The organism is Leisingera sp. ANG-Vp (genome assembly GCF_000813725.1).
Taxonomy (GTDB): Bacteria; Pseudomonadota; Alphaproteobacteria; order Rhodobacterales; family Rhodobacteraceae; genus Leisingera.
This window is the reverse complement of sequence record NZ_JWLD01000036.1, coordinates 1-21,260: the sequence shown is the minus strand read 5'-3', so window position 1 is coordinate 21,260 and position 21,260 is coordinate 1. Positions and strand designations below refer to the sequence as shown.

Genomic DNA, 21,260 nt, shown 5'->3' with positions numbered 1-21,260 from the left:
CAGTGGAGCATGTTTCTGTCATGATCTCGGTATCTCCTCATGTTCATTTTGACCATTGCCATCGCAAACACCAAACATCATTCTCGTGGCAACCTCTGCACGCTGGCCTCACCCTAACAGCTATCTTCTCCCTCGTTCGGCCTAAGGCCTCTCTCAGTCCGATGAGCACCTCCCTTTGGTCGGCGCTCAACCAAGTCGTGTGCCTTGTTTTCAAGCGTTGATCGCCTACACATTGTGCTCCAGTTCGAAACCATAGAACACCATTACGGCCCAAAAGTAGGCCGCATAAGAAGTCGTCTGTAAAGGAAATTGCCGGTCACCTGTAGCGTTGCAGACAGGCCCCTGGCGGTCACCTAGATGTTCATGAACTCTCGGAAGACAACGAACTTATTGAAATGTGTCTCCTCGGCACTCATTTTCGTAATATATTGGATAACCCCAGCAGATTCAACGCCCTGGCAGTCAAAAGATCCCTGACGCACTAGGCTCAGCCAGTGCATGTGCCCTATCTCCGGCAAGCGCTCAGTGCGTTCAGCTCGTGCGGAAGAAACGATATCCGGATCCACCTGCACAATCATGTGCCAATGGGGATTCACATCCAACTTTTCAGGGAAAGCAAACCAGACCAGCCGCTCGTCCGGACGCTTACCCCACTTTGGTCCGTTGATCTCGCGGTTCACGCGTGCATCCCATTCTTTCAGCAACTCGCGCATGCGCGGATACCCTAAAGGCTGGTGGTTCGATGCTAGCGTGATGAAATGGGTGAAATCATAGTCGAGCAACTTGGCGCGCAGTTCCTGGCGCATACGCCGGTGCAGGGAGTGGCACCTTCCACGAAAGTTTGCTGCTCTGCCTGCCCAGTCTTCCATATATTCGGTTCCTTAGATGATGTTGTTCCAGAAGTTGTTATAGCAAGCTCATTCTCGGGATGCGGAATCTCGGAGGAAAAATCTCGTCCTCATGAGGCACCTGAACTGTCCTGGTAACCTGAAAGCTCACTGGGCTTGCTGGGGCGCTTTCTGACGAGCGCAATGAATGTCAACAACGTCGCGCAGCACAAAACTCAATATTCCAGCCATGGAGCCATTGAGCAGTTCTGTCGATCAACGAGTTGGGCATAGGAGCTTCCGAGACCAGGTTGTTGGCGGCGCCAGAATGCATCCCCATCGTCTCGGTCGGAAAAACCTAGGACAACATCTTTCCGAGGATGGCACCAACCGCGGTTACCGACATTTCGCGCCTTTCCCCAACATTAAGTCACGCTGCACGGCGCTATGATAACCTTGGTATGCGATTTCCATAACCACACCGGCAATATTCAACCTGAGGAGCTTTCTAACCTTAGGAAACGGACTGGATGTCGTTGCAGTGGCGCGCCCAAAACCTCCTATGGACGATCTGCCGCGCCAAGCCGCCAGTTAATCCTTGCCAGTGTGATGAACACTCCTTCAAACCACGTCTGCGCTCTAGACCAGATTTGCTCGGGCCGGAGCGTGGTAGAGACACTGATTTCGTTCGTTCTCAGGCGCATTGTGCATATTTCAGAATGTGCCCCTTGCTCAGACGTGCATTACATCTCTGGCCCACTTCTAACTACCTGAGTGCATTTCCACCGCCTTGATGTCAGTGCGTTGGTCCATAAAGCCTTTGCTTTCAGGGGCTATTCGTAACGGTAGGTTTACATTCTCCGCAAAAAACACGCATTTGAGTTCGGATTTGTCAACTTCATGTAAACTTTGGGTAAACCTCCGGCCTGAGATCGGGATGATTTTGATGCCATAGAGTTTACATGGACCCAAGTTGAGGCTGCCATCTGTCAACCTATGTAAACCCCATGACAACCCGACCGGGCACCATTCCAGGTCTTTCCGGGACTCGTCGAAACTCGGCACTCCGGCCATTCCTCACCGCCATCCCACTTGATGTATCCCTTACGCTCTCTGGGAAGCACAAAGGCGCCGCAAGAGCTGGACACGCCGCAGGGTGGGCCTGGGGTCGCTGTCGGAACTCACCTCGCGTAGAAAGCTCAGCCAGGCTCGCTCGTTGGGTGTGACGACCTCTTCCTGGTCACTCATGGTGCCTACCTCCCGAAAATCGCCATAATCGCCGCCTGCGACCTGCTAGTCAGCCGCGGATCGGAATTGTTGGAAGCTTCACGGATCGCCTGCAGCCAGCCAACTTCGTTCGCGGTGACTGGCTCGCCGAACACCTCCACAACTGCCTCCGCTGCCGTCCGCCCAATCGCCTGCTCTAGAGCCAGTTGCATCACGAAAGCAGGATCTGCGTCCAACGCAACAGCCAGTGCCGGAACTCGATCCAGTGCGACCTTGGAGCGGCCCTGCTTAATCATTGTGATCATGTTCTGGTTAATGTAACCGGCCTTCGCTGCGATCTCAGCCTGGCTCTTTGTCGGTTTCAGTTCGAGCACCCTACGCTCGACATACTTTGCCATCCGGGTGTCTACATGCGGTTTCTTGGTCATCGCTACCCTCAAAAAGTGACGCAGCGCTCGCTGCATGTCTTTGATATAGCGATGGCGAGAATGGGGATGCGCGGCAGGATTTCCACGCAATGAAACCGCAACGTTATGCTGGCTTTTACTGCCACCGAAGCACAACCAGCGACGCAAAAAAACCTATTTCGTTGACTTTTACCCTGGGAGCTCGCCTTCGGGAGGCAGGGGTCGGAGGTTCGAATCCTCTCACTCCGACCAAAAAATCGGCGCCCCTGGGCGCCTTTTTTGTTTCAAAGCCAGCACGCCCTGCCTAATATCCAAGCAAGCCAAGCGCTTACCCTCGTGAGATGCGGCATCAACTTGGCCATATGCGTACTGAGAGTGAACATTTTTTCCACAAGTGAAAAAATGTCTTTGTAACGCACATCAAATTCCCCATCATTCCTCCAAGCTAGGCTTGTCACTCCTTTTGACTCTGCCTGGCGCACTTCGGACCGGCGCGGCGTGCTTTCAGGCGTTGCCCGCGGGCCAAACCAAGCCGATGGAACAAAAAATCGGTGCGATGACAAATAAACCGGGAGGAAATTGGTAATGTCATTGGACGTGAGCGCAATATATGCTCAGCAGGTCACCCTGAATTCGCTGGTGCAGAACATTCTGTACGCTTCGGGCGTTGTCGGGGCACTTCTGGTGGTTGTCGGGCTTCTGCTGATCGACGCGGGCACCGCACGGCGCAGGAATCTCTTTAATTCCACAATCGAAAAGACGCTCGGATTTTTCTTGGGCTTTGCAACCTACTATGTGATCGGCTTTGGCCTGTGGGCGGGCCAGTACTACATCATGGCCGATGCAACCATGATGGATTCGATCAAGGATTGGTGGCTGGGCGGCGCCATGACCAATTCGGTCGCGCACCATGTTGATCCGGCGATCTTCCCGGGGCTTAACACCTTCCAGATCTTTGTGTTCTTCCTGGCGGTGTTTGCAGGCATCATCAACATCCTGCTGCATTTCGCCGTGTCCGAGCGGATGAAGGCTTCGGCCTATTTCATCACCTGCATCGTCGCAGCCGTGGTTTCTTCGGCGCTGAGCTGGGCCACCTGGGGTTCGGTCGGCCCCCTGACCAACGCAGGCTTCCACGACTTCTTCGGCGTGGGCTTCGTCTACCTGTTCCCGGCCGGCATGGCGCTGGTGTTCACCCCCAAGCTGGGCGCCCGACCGGGCATGATGACCCCGCATCCGCGAGTGTCGAAGTACCTGGCACCGAGCATCGGCCTGTGCGCCCCTGGCCTGCTGCTGATCTTTGCCGGCCTGCCGATGGTGATCCTGTCCTGCCTGTTCTTCTTTGATCCGGAAGCGCTGGCGGTCAGTGTGACCATGGCTGATACCAGTGTTGGCATTGCCATCAACAACTATGCCCTGGTCTGGGCCGGCGGCGCGGTGACCGGCCTGGTAATTGCCTATGTCTCCGGCAACTACGCCTATACCCTGCTGGGTCCGCTTGCGGGCTATGTTGCAGGTGCATCCGGCTTTGATGTCTATCTGCCCTGGCAGGCCTTTGTTGTCGGGCTGGTGGCGCCGTTTGCAGCCTTCATCGTCTACGAGTTCACCCTCAAGCGCGGCATTGACGAGCATAAGCTGTTCCCGCTGTTCCTGGGCTGCGGCACTCTGGGCATGGTGATGCTGGGGCTGTTCAAGGCCGGCACCCCGCGCGGCGGTTTCTTCGGCATTGAGGAAGGCGCCTACGCGTTCCAGCATGGTGAAATCTCACTGGTGATGCAGCTGGCGGGCACCGCGACCTGCATCGGCACCGGTGTGGTCACCGCGCTGATCCTGAGCTTCATTCTGGAACGGACCGTAGGCTTGCGGGTCTCTGAGGACGACCAGATTGACGGTCTTGACGGCAAAGTCTGGGATCTGGAGCCCGACGTCATCACCCACGCGGACAACGTTCAGAACGCCTGATCCAGCGGAGAAACAAAGATCGGCCCCGGTATCTGCCGGGGCCTTTTTTTTGAGGAACTCCAGTGGAATTGCCGGGGACGGCCGGTCAGGAAAGATTGGCCAGTTCAGCGGCGGCCTTCTGCAATGATGGAAGAAACCCTATCAGATCCTCCAGGCTGCGGCGCTGCACCGGGGCGTGGATTGACAAAGTGGCCATCAGCCGGCTGCGGGCATCCCTGACCGGCACTGCGATAGCCACCATGCCGGCAATGAACTCCTCTTCGTCGGTGGAGAAGCCGCGGCTGCGAATCTCGTCCAGCTCACCGATTAGCGCATCCGGATCCGTTCGTGTCTGCTCCGTCATGGAGGACAGCGGGCGCGAGCGCAGCACCGCCTCCAGCGAACTGGCTTTCAGGGTGGAGAGATACATCTTGCCGCTGGCGGTGCAGTGGAAAGGCACCTCGGTGCCAATCGGCAGCTGGATGCGCAGCGGCCATTTGGTTTCGACCCTGTCGAGGTAGATCATCCCTTCCCGGTCCGGGGTCGCCAGGTTGCAGGTTTCCCCGAAATCCTCAGCCACGCTTTTGAGGATGCTGAGGCGGGCCGTGCGCAGATGTTCCGACGACATGGTATTGAGCGCCAGCTTGCGCAGCCGGGGGCCGGGCCCGTAGGCCCGCCCATCAAGGTCGCGCTGCAGAAAGCCTTCGGCTTCGGCGGTCTGCATCAGGCGGTGGACGGTCGGCTTGGGCAGCCCCATGGCCTCGATCATCTCGGCCGGTTTCACCGCCACCCCGCGCCTGGCCACTTCTTCCAGCAGCACCAAGAGGCGCAGGTTGGTGGGGATTTGCCCCTCTTTCTTATCCGGCGCGTCCTCTGCCATGGCCGCTTGTTCCCTACTTGTTGGGCAGCAGCACCAGGGCGAAGTCAGGCACCAGCGAAACCAGCACCCAGACCCCGATCAGGGCTGCAAGGTAAGGAACTGTATAACGAAGCAGGCGGAAATACGGAACACCGGTGACGCCGGATGCGACGTAGAGGTTCAGCCCGTAAGGCGGCGTGATGAAGCCGATGGATGCACCAACCAGGAAGATCACCGAGAAATGGATCGGATCAACCCCGACCGAGGCCGCAATCGGCGCCAGGATCGGGGCGAGAATGATAGTGACCGGCAGGCTTTCCAGCACCATGCCCGAGAAGAACACGATTACCATCGAGGTGAACAGCACCGCATGGTAGCCGCCCATGGAGGTGACGAAATCACCGATGGTCTGCTGCGCGCCCAAGAGCGACAGGATCTGCTGCATCACCACCGAAATCGCGATCAGCGGCGCCAGGATGCCGGTGATCTGCGCCGAGCGCACTACGATGGAGGGGATTTGCGGGATGGTGAAACCTTCGACCACCAGCATTTCTGCATAGGATTTCTCCTCCCAGGTTTTGTCAGACCTGGCGCCGGTGATTTTGGTCACCACCCAGGACAGAACGCCCGCGATGACGCAGAAGCCGACGGTGACGCCTGCGGCCTCAGTCGGGGAAAACTTGCCGGTGTAGATGCCCCACAGCACCAGGCCGATGGCAAAGAAGCCGAGCCAGGCGCCAAAGGCGGTTTTCAGCACCCGGGTCAGCTGCAGCGGGATCAGGAAGCCCCAGCCGTTGCGATAGCAGATGATCCAGCAGGCGAGCTGCATGCCGACGACCATCATTGCGCCCGGCAGGATGCCGGCCACAAACAGGTCCGAGATCGGCAGGTTCATCAGGAAGCCGTAGACGATGAAGATGATCGACGGTGGGATGATGATACCAACGGTGCCGCCCGCAGCGGCGGTTGCGGCCGAGAAACGCTCGTCATACCCGCCCTTGACCATTTCCGGGTGCAACATGGAGCCAATGGTGGCGGTGGTGGCCGAGTTGGAGCCGGAGATCGCAGCGAACAATCCACAGGCTCCCAATGAGGCCATCGCCAGCCCACCGCGCATCCAGCCTAGGCAGGCATAGGCGAAGTCCGAGAGCCGCCGCGCAATGCCCGACTGGTTGATCAGGTCGCCGGTCAGGATGAACAGCGGCATGGCCAGAAGAGCAAAACCCTTGTTGAACACGTTCAGCAGCTCCGCACCCATGTTGTCGAGCGTCAGCCCCAGCACAAAGGAGCAGCCGATGACCCAATAGCCGATGACCAGCAGCACAGGCACCCCCAGCATGAACAGGAAGGTGACCCCAAGCGAGATCAGCGTGACCCAGGTTCCGGTATCCATTACACGTCTCCTCCGATCACGGCCTGTTTGATCAGCTGTTTACCGCTGCGGTAGTTGCGGATGTCGTCGGCCAGGTTTTCAAACACCCGGGCGATCATCAGGACAAAGGACAGCGGAGCGGTGATCAGGAACCACCACTGCAGCACGCTGTCGGTGCCCAGCACGATCTGGAAGTTGGAGGCCGACAGCGCGGTCAGCCGTGTGGTGGTCACAAAAACAATGACAGCAAAGCCGAACCACAGCACCGCGTCCAATGCCAGGCAGCCCATCTGCGCCCAGCGGGGCATGATGGTGCGGAATTCAGAGAAACTCAGATGCGTGCGGAGCCTGACGTTAAAGGCCGCGCCGAACCAGGCCATCACCATGAACAGCAAGGGCGGGATGGTTGTGGACCAGGGCTCCTGGTTCTTGAAGACGAAGCGGTCGATCACGCCCCAGAAAATGATGAAGGCAATCGCCAGGTAGCTCCACACCATGATGGTGCGCTCCAGATGCCGGTCCAGCAGCGGTACCAGCTTGTAGATCAGCATCACCACCAGGCCGCCGATGGCGGCGGCGGCGGTGCCCAGCACCCAGGCTGCATTGCTTTCCAAGGCGTTGCGGATTTCCCAGCTGTCCTGCGATGCAAACGCGCTGAAAATCGCACTGATATCAGACCAGAGCGTCATTCGTTCCTCCCATGAAACCTCCGGTCTCCCGTCCGGAGGGGCGTTCCCCGGCGCCGGTTGCAGCGCCGGGGAACGGATCGTTTCAGCCTAAGTGCCGGTCAGCCTTTCCACCAGCGGCGGGGCTCCACGTTTTCGGGCTTCATGTCTTTGTCGACTTCGCGCGCGATGTTGTAGATTTCCTGGTAGGTGTCGATGCCGCCTGCCCATTTGTTCAGGCGGTCGCGCCACTGTTCCCACAGCTGCGGCTGGAACTCGGGCGAGCACATTTCCTCGGCCATGCGGATCTCGCTGTCCGGCAGGAAGGCCGGCCGCACGTCGTGCTCGACAAACATTGTGCCGGGCAGCTGCGGGTCCGAGAAGCCGACCGTCTTGACCAGCGCCGCCTCGTTGGCCGCCTGCACATGGGCCTGGGCCCAATAGGCGCTCTCCATCACCGCGTCCTGCAGGTAGCCTTCGAGACCGTCAAAGACCTTGGCTGACATCGAGGTGTGCTCGGTGCCGCAGAAGAACTTGAGGTCGACGGACTGGCTGACCACCGGCGACATGTTGGCATAGGCCACGGCCGAGGCCCAGGTTTCGGCGCCGTCGATCAGGCCCTGTTTCAACCCGTCCAGGGTTTCCTCCCAGGCCACCGGCACCGGGTTCAGGTTCAGCGCCTTCATGGCGATGCGGCCCAGCTGGGTGCCGGTCACGCGGTTCTTGGTGCCGAACAGCTGCTCCAGCTTGGTGATGGTCGGCTGGTCCTTGTATTTCAGGCCCAGCTGGATGCCGCGCAGCTCGCAATGGCTGAACAGGAATTTCAGCCCGTGACGCTTCTCCAGCGGGTCGCGCAGGATTTCCTGGCTCTTGGGGTGATAGAGGAAATGATACTGCGAGGCGCGGCCGGGGAACATGAAGGCATAGTCCAGCACGTTCAGGTAAGGCGCGCCGCCAGCCGAGTTCTGGGTCGAAGCTGCGTAGATGTCGACAATCCCCTGCTGGGTTTTCTCAACACAGCTCAGCTGGCCGCAGATCTGGTTGTCGCCGATGAACTCGATCCGGATCTCCCCATCCGTCCGAGCTTCCAGGTCGCGTGCGAACTCCAAGGCGCCGGCCCGCTCGATCAGCAGGTTGCGCGCATTAAAGCCCGAGGCGCCGAACTTCAGCGTGTGCTTGGCAGGCTTGGAAAAGCGCCGCTCGTAGGTCGATTCGGCTGCCGAGGCGAGATTGGCCAGGCTCATCGCACCGCCAAAGCTGCCTGCCGCAAGCAGGGTCGAGCTCATCCCGTAAGTCCCTGCTACGCGGAACAGATCCCGCCGCGAAATGCGGCCCAATTTATCAGTAAGCCCCATAATTCTCCTCCCTAAGATCAATTATTGAGACGTTTCGTATCAAAAATATCTAGATTATTTCCTGCGATCTGTATAGAAGTTTTTTCCACACAAGCCGGAGAGAAGGTCGTGGAAGCAGATTTCATTGTTATCGGAGCGGGGTCATCGGGGTGCGTCATCGCCAACCGGCTGAGCGCAAACCCTAACAACAAAGTGGTGCTGCTGGAGGCAGGCGGGCGGGATATCAATCCCTGGATTCACATCCCCGTCGGCTACTTCAAGACGATCCATAACCCTTCGGTCGACTGGTGCTACAAGACGGAGCCGGATCCGGGCCTCAATGGCCGCTCGATCGAATGGCCCCGCGGCAAGGTGCTGGGCGGTTCCTCCTCGCTGAACGGTCTTTTATACGTGCGCGGCCAGCCGCAGGACTATGACCGCTGGCGCCAGATGGGCAATGCAGGCTGGGGCTGGGAGGATGTTCTGCCGCTGTTCAAACGCTCGGAAAACAACGAGCGCGGCGCGGATGATTTTCACGGCAGCGGCGGCCCGCTGTCGGTCTCCAACATGCGCATCCAGCGCCCCATTACCGACGCCTGGGTCGCGGCGGCGCAGGCTGCGGGCTATCCGTTCAACCCTGATTACAACGGCGCCAGCCAGGAAGGCGTCGGCTTCTTCCAGCTGACGGCCAAGAATGGCCGCCGCTGCAGCTCGGCCGTGGCCTTTCTGAACCCGGTGAAGAAGCGTGAGAACCTGCAAATCATCACCCGGGCCATGGTGCAAAAGGTCGATATCCAGGAAGGCCGCGCTGTGGCGGTTCTTTATAAAGACCGCGCAGGCCAGATCCAGCGCATCACCGCACGGCGCGAGATTGTGCTGTCAGGCGGCGCCATCAACTCGCCCCAGATCCTGATGATGTCAGGCATTGGCGAGGGCGCGCAGCTGGCCGAACAGGGGATCGAGGTCAAAAAGGACCTCTATGGCGTCGGCAAGAACATGCAGGATCACCTGCAGGCCCGGCTGGTCTACAAATGCAACGAGCCCACTCTGAACGACGAGGTCCGCACCCTGTTCGGCCAGGCCAAGATCGGCCTGAAGTATGCGCTGTTCCGGGCCGGGCCGATGACAATGGCGGCAAGCCTTGCCACTGGGTTCATGAAGACCCGCGACGATCTGGAGACCCCGGACATCCAGTTCCACGTGCAGCCGCTGTCAGCCGAGAACCCCGGCAAAGGCGCTGATCCCTTTTCCGCCTTCACCATGTCGGTTTGCCAGCTGCGCCCCGAAAGCAAGGGCGAGATCCGGATCGTGTCCTCGGATCCGAATACTTACCCCAAGATCATTCCCAACTACCTGTCGGCGGAAACCGACTGCCGCACCGTGGTGGCCGGGGTGAACATCGCCCGCAAGATCGCCCGCCACGCGCCGCTGACCTCAAAGATCTCGGAGGAGTTCCGCCCCAGCGCGGACCTGCCGATGGATGATTACGAGGCAACGCTGGACTGGGCGCGCAGCAACACCGCCTCGATCTACCACCCGACCGGCACCTGCAAGATGGGCCAGGGCGAGGATGCAGTGGTCGACGCAGAGCTGCGCGTGCATGGCATTCGCGGTCTGCGGGTGGCCGATTGCTCGATCATGCCGGAAATCGTCTCGGGCAATACAAATGCCCCGGCGATCATGATCGGCGAAAAGGCCAGCGACCTGATTGCCGCGTCCGGCTGAGTTTAACCGCTGAAAGTCAGGGCCTTAACCAGCCCTCTCCATCAACCAGGCGCCCAGACCAGAGGTCAGGCGGTTTCCAGGGCGGAGCGTTTCAGCTGCTTCCACAGAACGTCCAGCGTCTGCTTGGTGCTTCGCGGATCGCGGTAGAGGCGGATTTCCAGGTCGGTGGCCAGCCGTTCGTCGACAACCCCGAACCGCCCTGCTGAAATCTCCTCGCGGCACAGGCTCAGCGGCAGCCAGCCCATGCCAAAGCCCTCCTGAATCATCGCCTTGACGCTGTTTGCCAAAGCGTTCTGGTTGACCACAAAGACCTTCTGCCCCGGCAAGAGCTGATCCAGCGCAAATTCCTGCACCGAGCGCAGGGCCGAGACCGCGCCATAAGACAAGAGCGGCACGGCGTCCTTTGAACCTTCCTTAAAGCCGAATTCCGGCGCGCCGTCCGGGGTGGTGCGGGATACCGGCACATAGCGGTCGGTGGAAAGGGTCAGGTATTCGAAATTGGCGACCTCCAGCGGCCCGAGGAAATCCATCGACGGGTGCCAGTAGGTCAGGATCACGTCGCAATAACCCTGCTGCAGCGCGCTGACGAACTGATCGGCGGCCCAGGAGGTGGAGTTGAGGTCGGTGTCCAGCCCCCCTTCGCTGGCCAGGGGCGCGATCAGGGTTTTGTAGTGGGTCATGTAGAGCGACTGCGAGGCGGCAAAGCGGATCACGTTCTCGCTGGCCGCATCGATAGTCTGGCAGCGCTCGATGGTTTCCTCGTAGGTGCGCAGCATGATGCGGGACTGGGACAGGAACACTTCCCCCGCCGGGGTCAGCGTCAGCGGCAGGGTTTCGCGGTTGATCAGCCGCACGCCGATCTCATTCTCCAGCGCCCGGATGCGGCGGGAGAAAGCCGGCTGGCTGACATTGCGTTCCTCGGCCGCGCGCGAGAAATTCTTGCACGCGACCAGGGCCTCGAAATCTTTGAGCCAGATGATGTCCAACTGGGCGTCCCGTCTTAACCGGCGGCCACCTCATCCAGCCTGTCTTCTTCGACAGCATGGCAGGCGACAGTGCTGCCATCGGGCTGGTGAATGGCTTTGGGCTTTTCACTCTTGCATCGCGCGTCCGCAAAGGCGCAGCGGCTTTGGAAGGGGCAGCCTTGCGGCAGGTTGATCGGCGTCGGGATCTCGCCCTTCAGGCGGATATGGTTCGGCCGGTCGTCCTTGAGCTGCGGCACCGCGGACAGCAAGGCCCGAGTATAGGGGTGTTTGGGGTTGGAGAACAATGTCCGCGTGTCCGCCACTTCGCAAACCGACCCGAGGTAAAGCACTGCGACGCGGGTGCCGAAGTGCTCCACCACGCTCAGGTCATGGGTGATGAACAGATAGGTGAGGCCGCGGCTTTCCTTGGCTTCCAGCATCAGGTTCAGCACCTGCGCCTGGATCGAGACGTCCAATGCGCTGATCGGTTCATCGGCGATAATGAATTCTGGGTCCACCGTCAGGGCGCGGGCGATGGCAATCCTCTGGCGCTGGCCGCCGGAGAATTCATGCGGGTAGCGCTTGGCCCAGCTGGGATCGACGCCGACCGACATCATCACCTCGGTCACCTTGTCTCGCACCTCGCCCGCCGAGGCGCCGGGGTTGTGATGGCGCACCGGCTCCTCCAGCGCCTGCCGGATGGTCATGCGCGGGTTGAGCGAGGCGTAGGGGTTCTGGAAGATCATCTGGATCTTCTTGCGCAACGGCTGCATCTCGCCGCGCGACAGGCTGTCGATACGCTGGCCGCCATAGTGGATTTCGCCTGCGGTCGGGGTCAGCAGACCGGCCACCAGCCGTGCCACAGTGGACTTGCCGCAGCCGGACTCGCCAACCACGCAGAGTGCTTCGCCGCGGCTGGCCTCCAGCGAGATGTTGTTCACCGCATGGACCGAACGGGTCTCGCGCACGATCCGGCCCTGCTTGAACTTGAGCGTCTCCAGGAAGCCGTGGTCGAGATCGAACCGTTTTTCCAGGTTCCTGATCTCCAGCAGCGGGCGGTCTGTCTTGGCGTCCTTCATGCCCGTGCCTCCTGACGGTCTTCATCGCTGTTCAGGCGCTGCACCTCGTGGCAGGCCACCTCGACCTCGCCGTAATGCACGGTTTCCGGCACCCGGCTGCGGCAGAGGTCGGTTGCGTATTTGCAGCGCGGGTTGAAGGCGCAGCCGGTGGGAATGCTGGCGAGGCCCGGCATGTTGCCCGGGATCTGCTTCAGCCGCTGGCCCGGCAGGGTCTGCTGCGGCAGCGCGTTGATCAGCCCTTGCGTATAGGGGTGCTGCGGGTCGTTGATGATCTCGCGCGTGCGGCCCGATTCAATGATGCGGCCCGCGTACATGACCAGCGTGCGCTCGGTCATCTGGCTGACCACGCCCAGATCGTGGGTAATCAGGATCAGTCCCACTTGGTTCGACTGGCACAGCTCCAGCATCAGCTCCATGATGTCGGCCTGGATGGTCACGTCCAGCGCCGTTGTCGGTTCATCCGCGATGATCAGCTGCGGGTCCAGCAAGAGCGCAATTGCAATGATGATCCGCTGGCGCATGCCGCCGGACAGCTCGTGCGGGTATTGCTCCAGGCGTTCCTCCGGCGAGGGGATATAGACCTCGCGCAGTTTGACGATGGCGATCTGGCGCGCCTCTTCGCGGCTGAGCTTGCGGTGCGCCATCAGGGTTTCGATCATCTGCTGGCCGATGGTCAGCACCGGGTTCAGCGTCACCATCGGATCCTGGAAGATCATCGCCATCCGGTTGCCGCGCAGATTGCGCAGGCGCTTGTCGTTCATTTGAACGACATCCTCGCCCTCGAACAGGATCTGGCCGTTGTCGATGTATCCCGGGCGGCTCAGCAAGTTCATCAGCGAGAACCCGGTGATCGACTTGCCGGCGCCGCTTTCGCCGACGATGCCGAGGCGCTCGCCCTTGGCGAGGTCGAAGGAGATGCCGTTGAGGGCGGTGACCGTCTGGTCGCGCATGGCGAATTTGACGGTGAGGTCGCGAACGGAAAGCAGGCTCATCGCGTTACCCCTTGTAGAGTTTCGGGTTCAGGACGTCGCGCATCCAGTCGCCCAGCAGGTTGATGACAAGGACCAGCACCACCAGGACCACGCCGGGGATGGCGGTGATCCACCAGCTGCCCGAGAAGATGTAGTCAAAGCCCGAGGAGATCAGCGAGCCCAGCGACGGCTGGCTGGGCGGCATGCCCAGGCCCAGGAAGCTGAGCGAGGCCTCGGAGATGATCGCATTGGCGACCTGCACGGTGGAGATCACAAAGATCGGCGACAGCGAGTTCGGCAGGATGTGCCGCACCATGATCCGCATCGGGCCAAAGCCCAGCACCCGGGCGCTGTCGACATATTCCTTCTTCTTCTCGGCCAGCACGGTGGCGCGGACGGTGCGGGCATATTGCGGCCATTCGGCCACGCCGATCACCGCGATCAGGAAGACGATGGCATAACGGTTAAAGGTCTCCGAGCCGAACATCGCCTGGGTTACGGCCAGGAAGATGATCGCCACCATCAGGGTCGAGAAGGACAGCTGGATATCCGCAAGCCGCATCAGCAGGCTGTCCAGGCGGCCGCCGACATAGCCGGCGATCAGGCCGATGGAGATGCCCAGGAAGGCCTGCAGCGCAACCGCGCAGATGCCGATCAGCAGCGACAGCCGGGTGCCGTAGAGGATCGTCGACAGCAGGTCCCTGCCCTGGTCGTCGGTGCCCAGCAAGAACTCGGGCAGCGAGTCGTTGATCCACACAGGCGGATACTCGGAGTTCATGATGTCGATCTGCGCCGGATCGTAGGGGTCGTAAGGCGCGATCAGCGGGGCCAGGAAGGAGGCCGCAGCGATCAGCAGGAAGACCACCATGCTCACCACTGCCACCGGGTTACGGCGGAAGCTGTAGCCCATGTTGGAGTTCCAGGCCTTGGACCAGCGCGAGGGCTGCTGTTTCGGGTTCAGCATTTCGGTGCTCATGCGCCCATCCTCGCGATGTTCACGGTCGGATTCACCAGGCCGTAGATCAGGTCGACGATGGTGTTGGTGACCACAAAGATGAAGCCGACAACGATCAGATAGGCGACGATCAGCGGGGTATCGACGCGGTTCACCGCCTCAAGGAACATGAAGCCCATGCCCGGCCACTGAAACACCGTCTCGGTCAGGATGGTGTAGGCCACCATGGTGCCGATCTGCACACCGCCGACGGTGATCACCGGCAGCAGCGTGTTCTTCAGCGCGTGGATGAAATAGATCCGCCAGGGTTTAATGCCTTTGGCCTTGGCGTATTTGACATATTCCGACTGCAGCACTTCCATCATTTCAGCGCGGATCAGGCGGACAAACAGCGGCAGCATGATCGAGGCCAGCGCAAAGCTGGGCAGGATAATGTGCAGCCAGCCGTCGGCGGTGGCGAAATTGGTCTGCCAATAGCCCCAGACATGCACGGTGTCGCCGCGCCCGTAGGAGGGCAGCCAGCCGTATTCCACCGAGAACACAAAGATCATCAGGATCGCAGTCAGGAAGACGGGGATCGAGATGCCGATGATCGACAGGCCCATGATGATGCGGCTGAGGATGGAGTCCGGCTTGATCGCGGTATAGACGCCCAGCGGCACCGAGAAGCCGACGATGATCAGGGTGGCGCCGAACACCAGTTCCAGCGTCGCGGGCAGTTTCTTCAGGATCACATCCAGTGCCGGTTCCTTGAAGAAATAGGATGTGCCCAGATCGCCCTGCAGCGCATTGCCGGCAAAGCGCAGGTACTGTGTCACGAAGCTGTCGTTCAGCCCCAGTTCATCGCGCAGCTGCTGGCGCACTTCTTCCGAGACCGACTGCCCGACCAGCTCGCGCAGCGGGTCGCCCAGGTTGCCCTGGATGGCAAAGGCAATAAGCGAGATGACAAACATCACGGCTATCGCCTGAATCACTCGCTTCGCGAGATAGGCAAACATCTTCCTGACCTTTGTAGAGTTTGATGACAGCGCAGGGGCCATTGTTCCGTGGAACGGCGCATCCTGCAAGCACGGCTTTGGCAGCCGTTTGTTATATGAGTGTCCCGGGCCGGCCGGGGGAGACCGGCCCGGGTCTTTCGCGTGTCTTAGCTGCCGGTCTCGACAACCAGGTCACCGAAATAGGGGAAGTTCAGCGCGTTCACGATGTCGGCGGAATTCATGCCGGACTTGGCGCCCCAGGCCAGGTTCTGCCAATGCAGCGGGATGAAGGCGGCCTCGTCGTACAGGATGCCTTCCAGCTTCTGCAGCAGGTCCGCGCGCTTGGCCGGGTCGGTTTCCGCGTTCGCCTGGTTCATCAGCGCATCTGCCTCGGCGTTGCAGTAGTTGCCCGAGTTGTACTGGCCGTTGCCGGTAGCATCATCCGGGCAGGCGGTCAGGAACTGGTGGAAGTTGGCCGAGTCCTCGGTATCCGCATGCCAGCCGATCATCATCATGTCTGCTGCGCGCTCGTCGAAAGTCGGCCAGTACTGCGCCTTGGGCATGGTCTGCAGGTCAACGGTGATGTTGATCTTTGACAGCATCGAAGCCACTGCCTGGGCGATCTTGTCATCGTTCACATAGCGGTTGTTCGGCGCCATCATGGTGATCGAGAAGCCGTCGGCATAGCCTGCTTCAGCCATCAGCGCCTTGGCTTTCTCCAGGTCGTAGCGCGGTGCAAAGTCTTCGCTGTAGCCCAGGTAGCCGGCCGGGCTCGCCTGTGCGCCCACGGTGCCGAAGCCGCGCATGATGCGGTCAACGATGCCTGCGTTGTTCACAGCATAGTCGATTGCCTTGCGGACGCGGGCGTCCTTGAAGGCTTCAACCCGGTTCTGGTTCATCTGGAAGGTGATGATGCGGGTGCCGGGCATGGTGATCAGATCGACGCCGTCAGCATCGGCCACGCGCTTCAGATCGGTCGGCGGCACCGGTGCGATGAAATCCACGTCGCCGGACAGCAGGGCCGCCACGCGGGTCGGGTCTTCCTTGATCGGGGTCAGCACGATCTTGTCGACGTTGCCGCCGCTTGCGGTGTCCCAGTAGCCGTCGTAGCGGTCGAAGACCACGCGCACGCCCTGCTCACGCTCGGACACGACAAAGGGGCCGGTGCCGGAGACATTGCGCGAGGCAAAGCTGTCGCCGTGCTTGACGATCTCGGACTTGTCTTTGCCGTCCGCGGTGGTGCCGGTGTAATAGGCGCTGTCCATCGGGAAGATGTAGGTCGCGGTGTGCAGGACCAGCGGATAAGGCTCTGCGGTCTTGAGGTCGAAAGTCATGTCGTCAATGACTTCGATATCGGTGAAGGGAGCGAAGATCGCCTTGAAGTCGTCGCTTTCCTTGAGCCGGTCAAAGGTCCAGTCGACGTCATTGGCGGTCAGTGCGTTGCCGCTGTGGAAGGTCACGCCGCTGCGCAGCTTGAAGCGCATGGTGGTGCCGTCGATCTGCTCCCAGCTCTCGGCCAGGCGCGGTTCGAACTGCAGGTCCTGGGTCCAGCGCACCAGCGGGTCAAAGACCATGTGCGACAGCTGCAGCGTGCCGCCGGACAGCTGCTCATGCGGATCCAGCGAGACCGGGTCGGCGTCATAGGCAACGCGCACGGTGGTTTCGGCATAGGCCATCGGTGCCATTGCCGCCACAACGGCTGCGGCCGCCAGGCTTCTGACAAATTTCGTCATTAGGCATACTCCCCTGTGATTATGGCGGAAACGCTATCCTGTGCAGCCGGCACTGTGAAATGCCGATATCGCATAGGGTATGCAGGAACCACATTGGAGCCATGCACAAGCCGAATAACTGTTCCGTAGCAGAAGCTTAGCGCCGAACGCGTCAATTTCAGGCGGTTCCGCCGCAGCAAAGCAAGCGCGCTATCCCTGTGCTGCTACCTTGCTGAACCGCCTTTTCTGCCGCTGCGCAGCTGGTGCGGAGTGACTCCGAATTCATGCCGGTAAGCCTTGGCCAGCGAGGCCGAGGACGGGAACCCGCAAGCCAGCGCGATATCGACAACCGGCAAGCTGGTGTCCGTGATCAGCTTGCCTGCCAGCTTCAGCCGCACCCGCCGGTAGTGCCGAGCCGGCGTGGTATCGAGATGGGTGAGAAACAGCCTCTCCATGTGGCGGACGGACAGCCCTGCCTTTTCGGCAATGACTGCCGTGGGCAGCGGTGCCTCGACACTCTCCTCCATGATGGCAATAGCCTTGGCCAGCTTGCCCCCCAGAAAATTGAAGTTTCCGCCTGCCCCTTTGGGCTGTTCACCTGAAAACCCCCGGGCGGTTTCCAACACCATCGCACTTGTCAGCTCGGCGCAGTCCTGCGGCGACAGCACTTCCGACAAAAGCCGGATGACGATCTCTGCCGTATGCCCGTGACCGGCGCATGTGAAGATCCCGGCGTTGTTCTCGGCCAGCCGGTTTGTCACCGTCGGGTAGTTCCCGGTCTCGGCCAAAGCTCTTGCGTCCTGCCAATGAGTGGTCACCGGACCGGACAATGGCGCCGACGCCCGGATGTAGGCAGTGGCAGCATCCGACAGCAGCAGCACCGGACGGCGCAGTTTCTGCATCGCCCTGGCCCGCTGCATCCAATTGCCGCCGCTGCAGTTGCTCCCGCCCGTGACAAAAAGATAATCCTTCAAATACTGATCGCCGATGGCCGGTTCAGCCCGCACCAGAACCTCGGAACTGCTGGAAACCAGCCCTGGCAAGTCCGAAGCCACCTGCCAAGTGAACTGCACCCCGGTTTCCAGCGCATTGGCCGCCTGAAGCACGCCAATCACCGACGACAGCTCGAGATGCGAAAACCCTGGGCGCACGTAAATTTCAAAGCTCAGGGTTTTCCTGAACTTGCCGGGTGGAACCGGGGATATAGGCGGGCGGACTTGCACGGTTTCCTTTCCATGCTAACGGCGTAAGCGCAGCCACCAGAATGGAAAACACGCGCGCAACTTTCAAGCCGCCTCTCGCCCTGCGGACACAGCTGCCACCGCGATGCGGCAACTGGCCTCAGCAAGGCGGATGCCGGCAGTCAGGCAAGATCCGGCATGTGCGTCTTGTACCTGTCCAATACTTCGGCAACTGCCGCCTTGATCTCCGGCGGCAGTTCAGGCTGCTTCAACTCTGCCAGCATCGCGTTGAGGTCGCTGTCAATCCGCTCAAACAGATCCTGATCCGGGTTGCCTGCGTTGCTGAGCGGAATGTTCGGCCCGAAGTAGCGGGAATTCCAGACCTGTGTACGGCAATTGTCGACTGTGTGCTGATGGGCCAGGAAATTTCCGGTGGGGCCGACTTCGCGGATGAGATCCACCGCCATCTGGCTGTCAGAAACTTCCAGCCCCTGCCACATCTTGCGCAGCAGCCCGGCCAGGTCGTCGCACAGGAGAAGGGCGTGCAGCGAGAATGTCAGCCCCTGGTCGAGCGACCCCATGTAGTCGATCGTGGCAGGCCGGTTGTAGAACATCTGGGTCATGTTCGAGGAGATTTCCCAGACAGCATCCTGATTGAACCGCCGCGCCACCGAGCAGCCGCCTATGCCGGTCAGCGAGGGGAAGCCCAGCGCGCGGCGGATCTGGCACATCGCCATGTCGCCGACCGAGGTCTGGGAAAAGCTGCCGATGGCGCCGGTGGCCGGCTCCATGAAATTCACATCAGAGCTGCCAATGCAGAAACTGCCCTCAGCCGCCAGCTGACCAAGCACGATTGCGGCAAAATCCGTCATCAATGCGTGGGTAATGCAGCCGGCCAGAGTGATGGGAGACGACGCGCCGCCAATCGGCAGGGTGCCGACACTGACGGGGATGCCTGCCCGCGCCGCGGTGATGATCTGCTCCGAATGGATCCGGGCCAGATTGACCGGCAGCGGTGTGATCAGATGCAGGAAATAGGGCTTTTCCCTCAATGCCTCCCGCGAACCGCGCAGCGCTGCTGCCATCTCGATCACCGCATCAAGGGACGACGGGTGTTCGCAAAGGTATTCAAGCGGTTTGACCGTGTTCTCCATCAAGCAGGCGAATTCGTCGATTTCTCCGAACTGGTTCGACTCTTCAACGTTCTTCGCTGCGATGCAGACGGCATCAACGTGCGGCAGCTGGTCGGCAACCCGGGTGATCAGCGCCAGGTCCTCGCGCGTTGAGGGGCGCGGCTCGCCGGTTTCCGCGTCGTAGACGGCAATGCAGGTCATGCCGGGCATGAACCAGGTGTGATCGCAATCAATCGTTATGGGGTTTTCGCCGTTGCGGTCCCAAAGTGTGGCGCTGCGGGCGGCGGTTTCCAGTGCCCGGCGGGTGACGGCCTCGGGGATCGTGACCACCCCGCCGTCCGACAGCGTGCAGCCTGCCTGGCGCAGCAGGCCGTCCGCCTCGCCGCCCGGCTCAAACACCACGCCCGAGGTGGCCAGCAGTTCCACCGCCGTGTCCAAAATCCTGTCCGCCTGCGCCTGCGTCAGCGGTGCGTAGGCAGGCGTGGCCCGGGAGTGCGGCCCCTTGCTGACCGGGACTTCTTGTGAGGCGGTTTTTCTGCGGCTTCTCGCGCGGCGCATTGGCTCTACCCTGATTTTTGAGTGATTGCTCAAACTTTACGCCAGGCGGTGGCCATGTCCAGCTTTAAAAGCGCCCTCTTGCCAAATTTTTTATTTGAGCGCTCAAATAAAAAATGATAGCGGTTCCTGCCAGAGGGAAGGAGAGCCTTATGAAGGACGAAATCACGTTTCAGTCTGACCCCAGGGCCGGCCGCACCGGGCTGCCCGCCTGGAGCTATACCAATCCGGAGATGCTGGAAGAAGAAAAGGAGCTCTTGTTCCGGCGCCACTGGCAGCTGGTCTGCCATGTGAACGATGTGCCGGAACCCGGAGACTTCATGGCAGCTGACTACACCGGCGAGCGGGCTCTGGTGGTAAGAGGTGCAGACGGCGAAGTGCGCGCCTTTCACAATCTCTGCCGCCACCGCGGCAGCCGCGTGGTGGCCGAAGACAAGGGCCATTGCAAACACGCCATCATCTGCCCCTTCCATGGCTGGGCCTTCAACTTGGACGGCACCTTGCGCGGTGCTGCGCGGCCGGACACCCTGCCAGACCTGGATCCGGTGGAATGGGGGCTGAAGCCGGTCGAGATGGACATCTGGCACGGTTTTGTCTTTGTGCGCTTCAAGCCGGGGCCGCAGCCTTCGGTCTCGCAGGTGATGGCGCAGTTCGAGGACGAGCTGACGCCCTACGGCCTGGCAGAGCTGCTGCCGGATGGCAACGGGATCAGCACCACGGAAATCGCCGCCAACTGGAAATGCGTCCGCGATGTGGACAACGAGGGCTACCACGTGCCGCTGGCGCACCCTGGCCTGCATGATCTGTTCGGCAGCAACTATGAAGATCAACCGTTCAGCAATGGCGCCGCACGCTCGTTCGGCGGTTTCCGCCCCGGCAGCGGCCGCCTGTGGAGCGTGCGCAACTACAAGAAGCTGCTGCCCAGGGCCGCGGCCCTTGACGATGCGCACCAGGCGGCCTGGCTGTATCTGGGGCTGTTTCCCAACCTGGTATTTGGCATTTACCCGGACTCGGTGATCTTCTACCACGAGTTTCCGGTGGAAAACGGCCGCACGATCCAGCGTGCCGCCTGCTACAAACGCCCGGCGGAGGACCGCCAGCTGCGGGCTGCGCGCTATCTCAGCGGGCGGATCGACCGGATCACTTCGAAAGAGGATGAGCAGCTGATCGAATGGTGCTGGGAGGCGGCCTTCTCCAGCGGCTATGATGGTGTGATCCTTTCGGATCTGGAGCATGGCGTGCGCAGCTACCATGATGAGCTGCGCAAGCTGTTCCCGGTGCTGGAGCATGAGGAACCCGCGCCGGGGAAGCTGAAGGCCCGCAACGCGGAATTGCTGGCGCAGCTGGACAAGACATGAAGGCGGGCGCCGCCCCCGCC

The 21,260-nt window shown here is 60.7% G+C and carries 17 protein-coding genes; 3 read left to right on the top strand and 14 right to left on the bottom strand.

Annotated elements, in window-relative coordinates:
• Positions 1-353: 353 nt before the first annotated feature.
• Complete coding sequence (locus tag RA20_RS12225; RefSeq protein ID WP_152618500.1) at positions 354-869, bottom strand: hypothetical protein; 516 nt, start codon at positions 867-869, stop codon at positions 354-356.
• A gap of 1,211 nt (positions 870-2,080) precedes the next feature.
• A complete protein-coding gene (locus RA20_RS12220) occupies positions 2,081-2,482 on the bottom strand; it encodes a helix-turn-helix domain-containing protein (protein WP_039129035.1) in 402 nt (133 codons plus the stop codon).
• A 564-nt stretch (positions 2,483-3,046) separates the two neighbouring features.
• On the opposite strand from RA20_RS12220, the gene RA20_RS12215 reads away from it, so the two are divergent.
• Positions 3,047-4,420, top strand: coding sequence for an ammonium transporter (locus tag RA20_RS12215; protein WP_039128918.1), 1,374 nt, complete (start codon positions 3,047-3,049; stop codon positions 4,418-4,420).
• A gap of 85 nt (positions 4,421-4,505) precedes the next feature.
• Here RA20_RS12215 and RA20_RS12210 read toward each other — a convergent pair whose 3' ends face one another.
• From RA20_RS12210 to RA20_RS12195, 4 genes are all read right to left on the bottom strand, one after another.
• Complete coding sequence (locus tag RA20_RS12210; protein ID WP_039128917.1) at positions 4,506-5,279, bottom strand: IclR family transcriptional regulator; 774 nt, start codon at positions 5,277-5,279, stop codon at positions 4,506-4,508.
• A gap of 13 nt (positions 5,280-5,292) precedes the next feature.
• Positions 5,293-6,651: a TRAP transporter large permease gene (locus tag RA20_RS12205; protein ID WP_039128914.1), complete on the bottom strand. Its 1,359-nt coding sequence runs from the start codon at positions 6,649-6,651 to the stop codon at positions 5,293-5,295.
• Positions 6,651-7,319 (bottom strand): TRAP transporter small permease, encoded by a 669-nt coding sequence (locus RA20_RS12200; protein ID WP_039128911.1) that lies wholly within the window; start codon positions 7,317-7,319, stop codon positions 6,651-6,653. Before RA20_RS12200 ends, RA20_RS12205 begins: the two co-directional genes overlap by 1 nt.
• Before the next feature lie 98 nt (positions 7,320-7,417).
• The gene (locus RA20_RS12195) at positions 7,418-8,650 is read right to left on the bottom strand and encodes a TRAP transporter substrate-binding protein (protein WP_039128908.1); all 1,233 of its coding nucleotides are present in this window, start codon (positions 8,648-8,650) and stop codon (positions 7,418-7,420) included.
• A 108-nt stretch (positions 8,651-8,758) separates the two neighbouring features.
• On the opposite strand from RA20_RS12195, the gene RA20_RS12190 reads away from it, so the two are divergent.
• A complete protein-coding gene (locus RA20_RS12190) occupies positions 8,759-10,354 on the top strand; it encodes a GMC family oxidoreductase (RefSeq protein WP_039128902.1) in 1,596 nt (531 codons plus the stop codon).
• Positions 10,355-10,419: 65 nt separating this feature from the next.
• Here the strand turns inward: RA20_RS12190 and RA20_RS12185 are convergent, their stop codons facing one another.
• The 8 genes from RA20_RS12185 to RA20_RS12150 all read right to left on the bottom strand — a co-directional run bounded on the left by RA20_RS12185 (position 10,420) and on the right by RA20_RS12150 (position 19,885).
• Complete coding sequence (locus tag RA20_RS12185) at positions 10,420-11,340, bottom strand: LysR family transcriptional regulator (RefSeq protein ID WP_039128899.1); 921 nt, start codon at positions 11,338-11,340, stop codon at positions 10,420-10,422.
• 14 nt (positions 11,341-11,354) lie between these two features.
• The gene (locus RA20_RS12180) at positions 11,355-12,398 is read right to left on the bottom strand and encodes an ABC transporter ATP-binding protein (protein WP_039128898.1); all 1,044 of its coding nucleotides are present in this window, start codon (positions 12,396-12,398) and stop codon (positions 11,355-11,357) included.
• Positions 12,395-13,390, bottom strand: a complete 996-nt coding sequence (locus RA20_RS12175) for an ABC transporter ATP-binding protein (RefSeq protein ID WP_039128895.1) — start codon at positions 13,388-13,390, stop codon at positions 12,395-12,397. The genes RA20_RS12180 and RA20_RS12175 overlap by 4 nt, the downstream gene beginning before the upstream one ends.
• A 4-nt stretch (positions 13,391-13,394) precedes the next feature.
• Positions 13,395-14,345, bottom strand: a complete 951-nt coding sequence (locus RA20_RS12170; protein ID WP_039128891.1) for an ABC transporter permease — start codon at positions 14,343-14,345, stop codon at positions 13,395-13,397.
• Positions 14,342-15,322 carry an ABC transporter permease gene (locus RA20_RS12165; protein WP_039128888.1) on the bottom strand — a complete coding sequence of 327 codons (981 nt, stop codon included), beginning with the start codon at positions 15,320-15,322 and terminating at the stop codon, positions 14,342-14,344. The genes RA20_RS12170 and RA20_RS12165 overlap by 4 nt, the downstream gene beginning before the upstream one ends.
• A 146-nt stretch (positions 15,323-15,468) precedes the next feature.
• Positions 15,469-17,034: an ABC transporter substrate-binding protein gene (locus tag RA20_RS12160; protein WP_039128885.1), complete on the bottom strand. Its 1,566-nt coding sequence runs from the start codon at positions 17,032-17,034 to the stop codon at positions 15,469-15,471.
• Between the two features lie 203 nt (positions 17,035-17,237).
• Positions 17,238-18,164 carry a GlxA family transcriptional regulator gene (locus tag RA20_RS12155; RefSeq protein ID WP_241482249.1) on the bottom strand — a complete coding sequence of 309 codons (927 nt, stop codon included), beginning with the start codon at positions 18,162-18,164 and terminating at the stop codon, positions 17,238-17,240.
• Positions 18,165-18,376: 212 nt separating this feature from the next.
• On the bottom strand, positions 18,377-19,885 hold the full coding sequence (locus RA20_RS12150; protein WP_039128883.1) for a trimethylamine methyltransferase family protein: 1,509 nt from the start codon (positions 19,883-19,885) through the stop codon (positions 18,377-18,379).
• 149 nt (positions 19,886-20,034) lie between these two features.
• Here RA20_RS12150 and RA20_RS12145 point away from each other — a divergent pair, with 149 nt between their 5' ends.
• Positions 20,035-21,240, top strand: coding sequence for an aromatic ring-hydroxylating oxygenase subunit alpha (locus RA20_RS12145; protein ID WP_052248980.1), 1,206 nt, complete (start codon positions 20,035-20,037; stop codon positions 21,238-21,240).
• Positions 21,241-21,260 lie beyond the last annotated feature (20 nt).

Excerpts from the sequence above, each read along its gene's own strand:
- RA20_RS12165 (WP_039128888.1), bottom strand. The coding sequence starts at position 15,322 with ATGTTTGCCTATCTCGCGAAGCGAGTGATTCAGGCGATAGCCGTGATG.
- RA20_RS12210 (WP_039128917.1), bottom strand. The coding sequence starts at position 5,279 with ATGGCAGAGGACGCGCCGGATAAGAAAGAGGGGCAAATCCCCACCAAC.
- RA20_RS12225 (WP_152618500.1), bottom strand. The coding sequence starts at position 869 with ATGGAAGACTGGGCAGGCAGAGCAGCAAACTTTCGTGGAAGGTGCCAC.
- RA20_RS12170 (WP_039128891.1), bottom strand. The coding sequence starts at position 14,345 with ATGAGCACCGAAATGCTGAACCCGAAACAGCAGCCCTCGCGCTGGTCC.
- RA20_RS12200 (WP_039128911.1), bottom strand. The coding sequence starts at position 7,319 with ATGACGCTCTGGTCTGATATCAGTGCGATTTTCAGCGCGTTTGCATCG.
- RA20_RS12220 (WP_039129035.1), bottom strand. The coding sequence starts at position 2,482 with ATGACCAAGAAACCGCATGTAGACACCCGGATGGCAAAGTATGTCGAG.
- RA20_RS12205 (WP_039128914.1), bottom strand. The coding sequence starts at position 6,651 with ATGGATACCGGAACCTGGGTCACGCTGATCTCGCTTGGGGTCACCTTC.
- RA20_RS12145 (WP_052248980.1), top strand. The coding sequence starts at position 20,035 with ATGAAGGACGAAATCACGTTTCAGTCTGACCCCAGGGCCGGCCGCACC.
- RA20_RS12150 (WP_039128883.1), bottom strand. The coding sequence starts at position 19,885 with ATGCGCCGCGCGAGAAGCCGCAGAAAAACCGCCTCACAAGAAGTCCCG.
- RA20_RS12195 (WP_039128908.1), bottom strand. The coding sequence starts at position 8,650 with ATGGGGCTTACTGATAAATTGGGCCGCATTTCGCGGCGGGATCTGTTC.
- RA20_RS12160 (WP_039128885.1), bottom strand. The coding sequence starts at position 17,034 with ATGACGAAATTTGTCAGAAGCCTGGCGGCCGCAGCCGTTGTGGCGGCA.
- RA20_RS12175 (WP_039128895.1), bottom strand. The coding sequence starts at position 13,390 with ATGAGCCTGCTTTCCGTTCGCGACCTCACCGTCAAATTCGCCATGCGC.
- RA20_RS12215 (WP_039128918.1), top strand. The coding sequence starts at position 3,047 with ATGTCATTGGACGTGAGCGCAATATATGCTCAGCAGGTCACCCTGAAT.
- RA20_RS12180 (WP_039128898.1), bottom strand. The coding sequence starts at position 12,398 with ATGAAGGACGCCAAGACAGACCGCCCGCTGCTGGAGATCAGGAACCTG.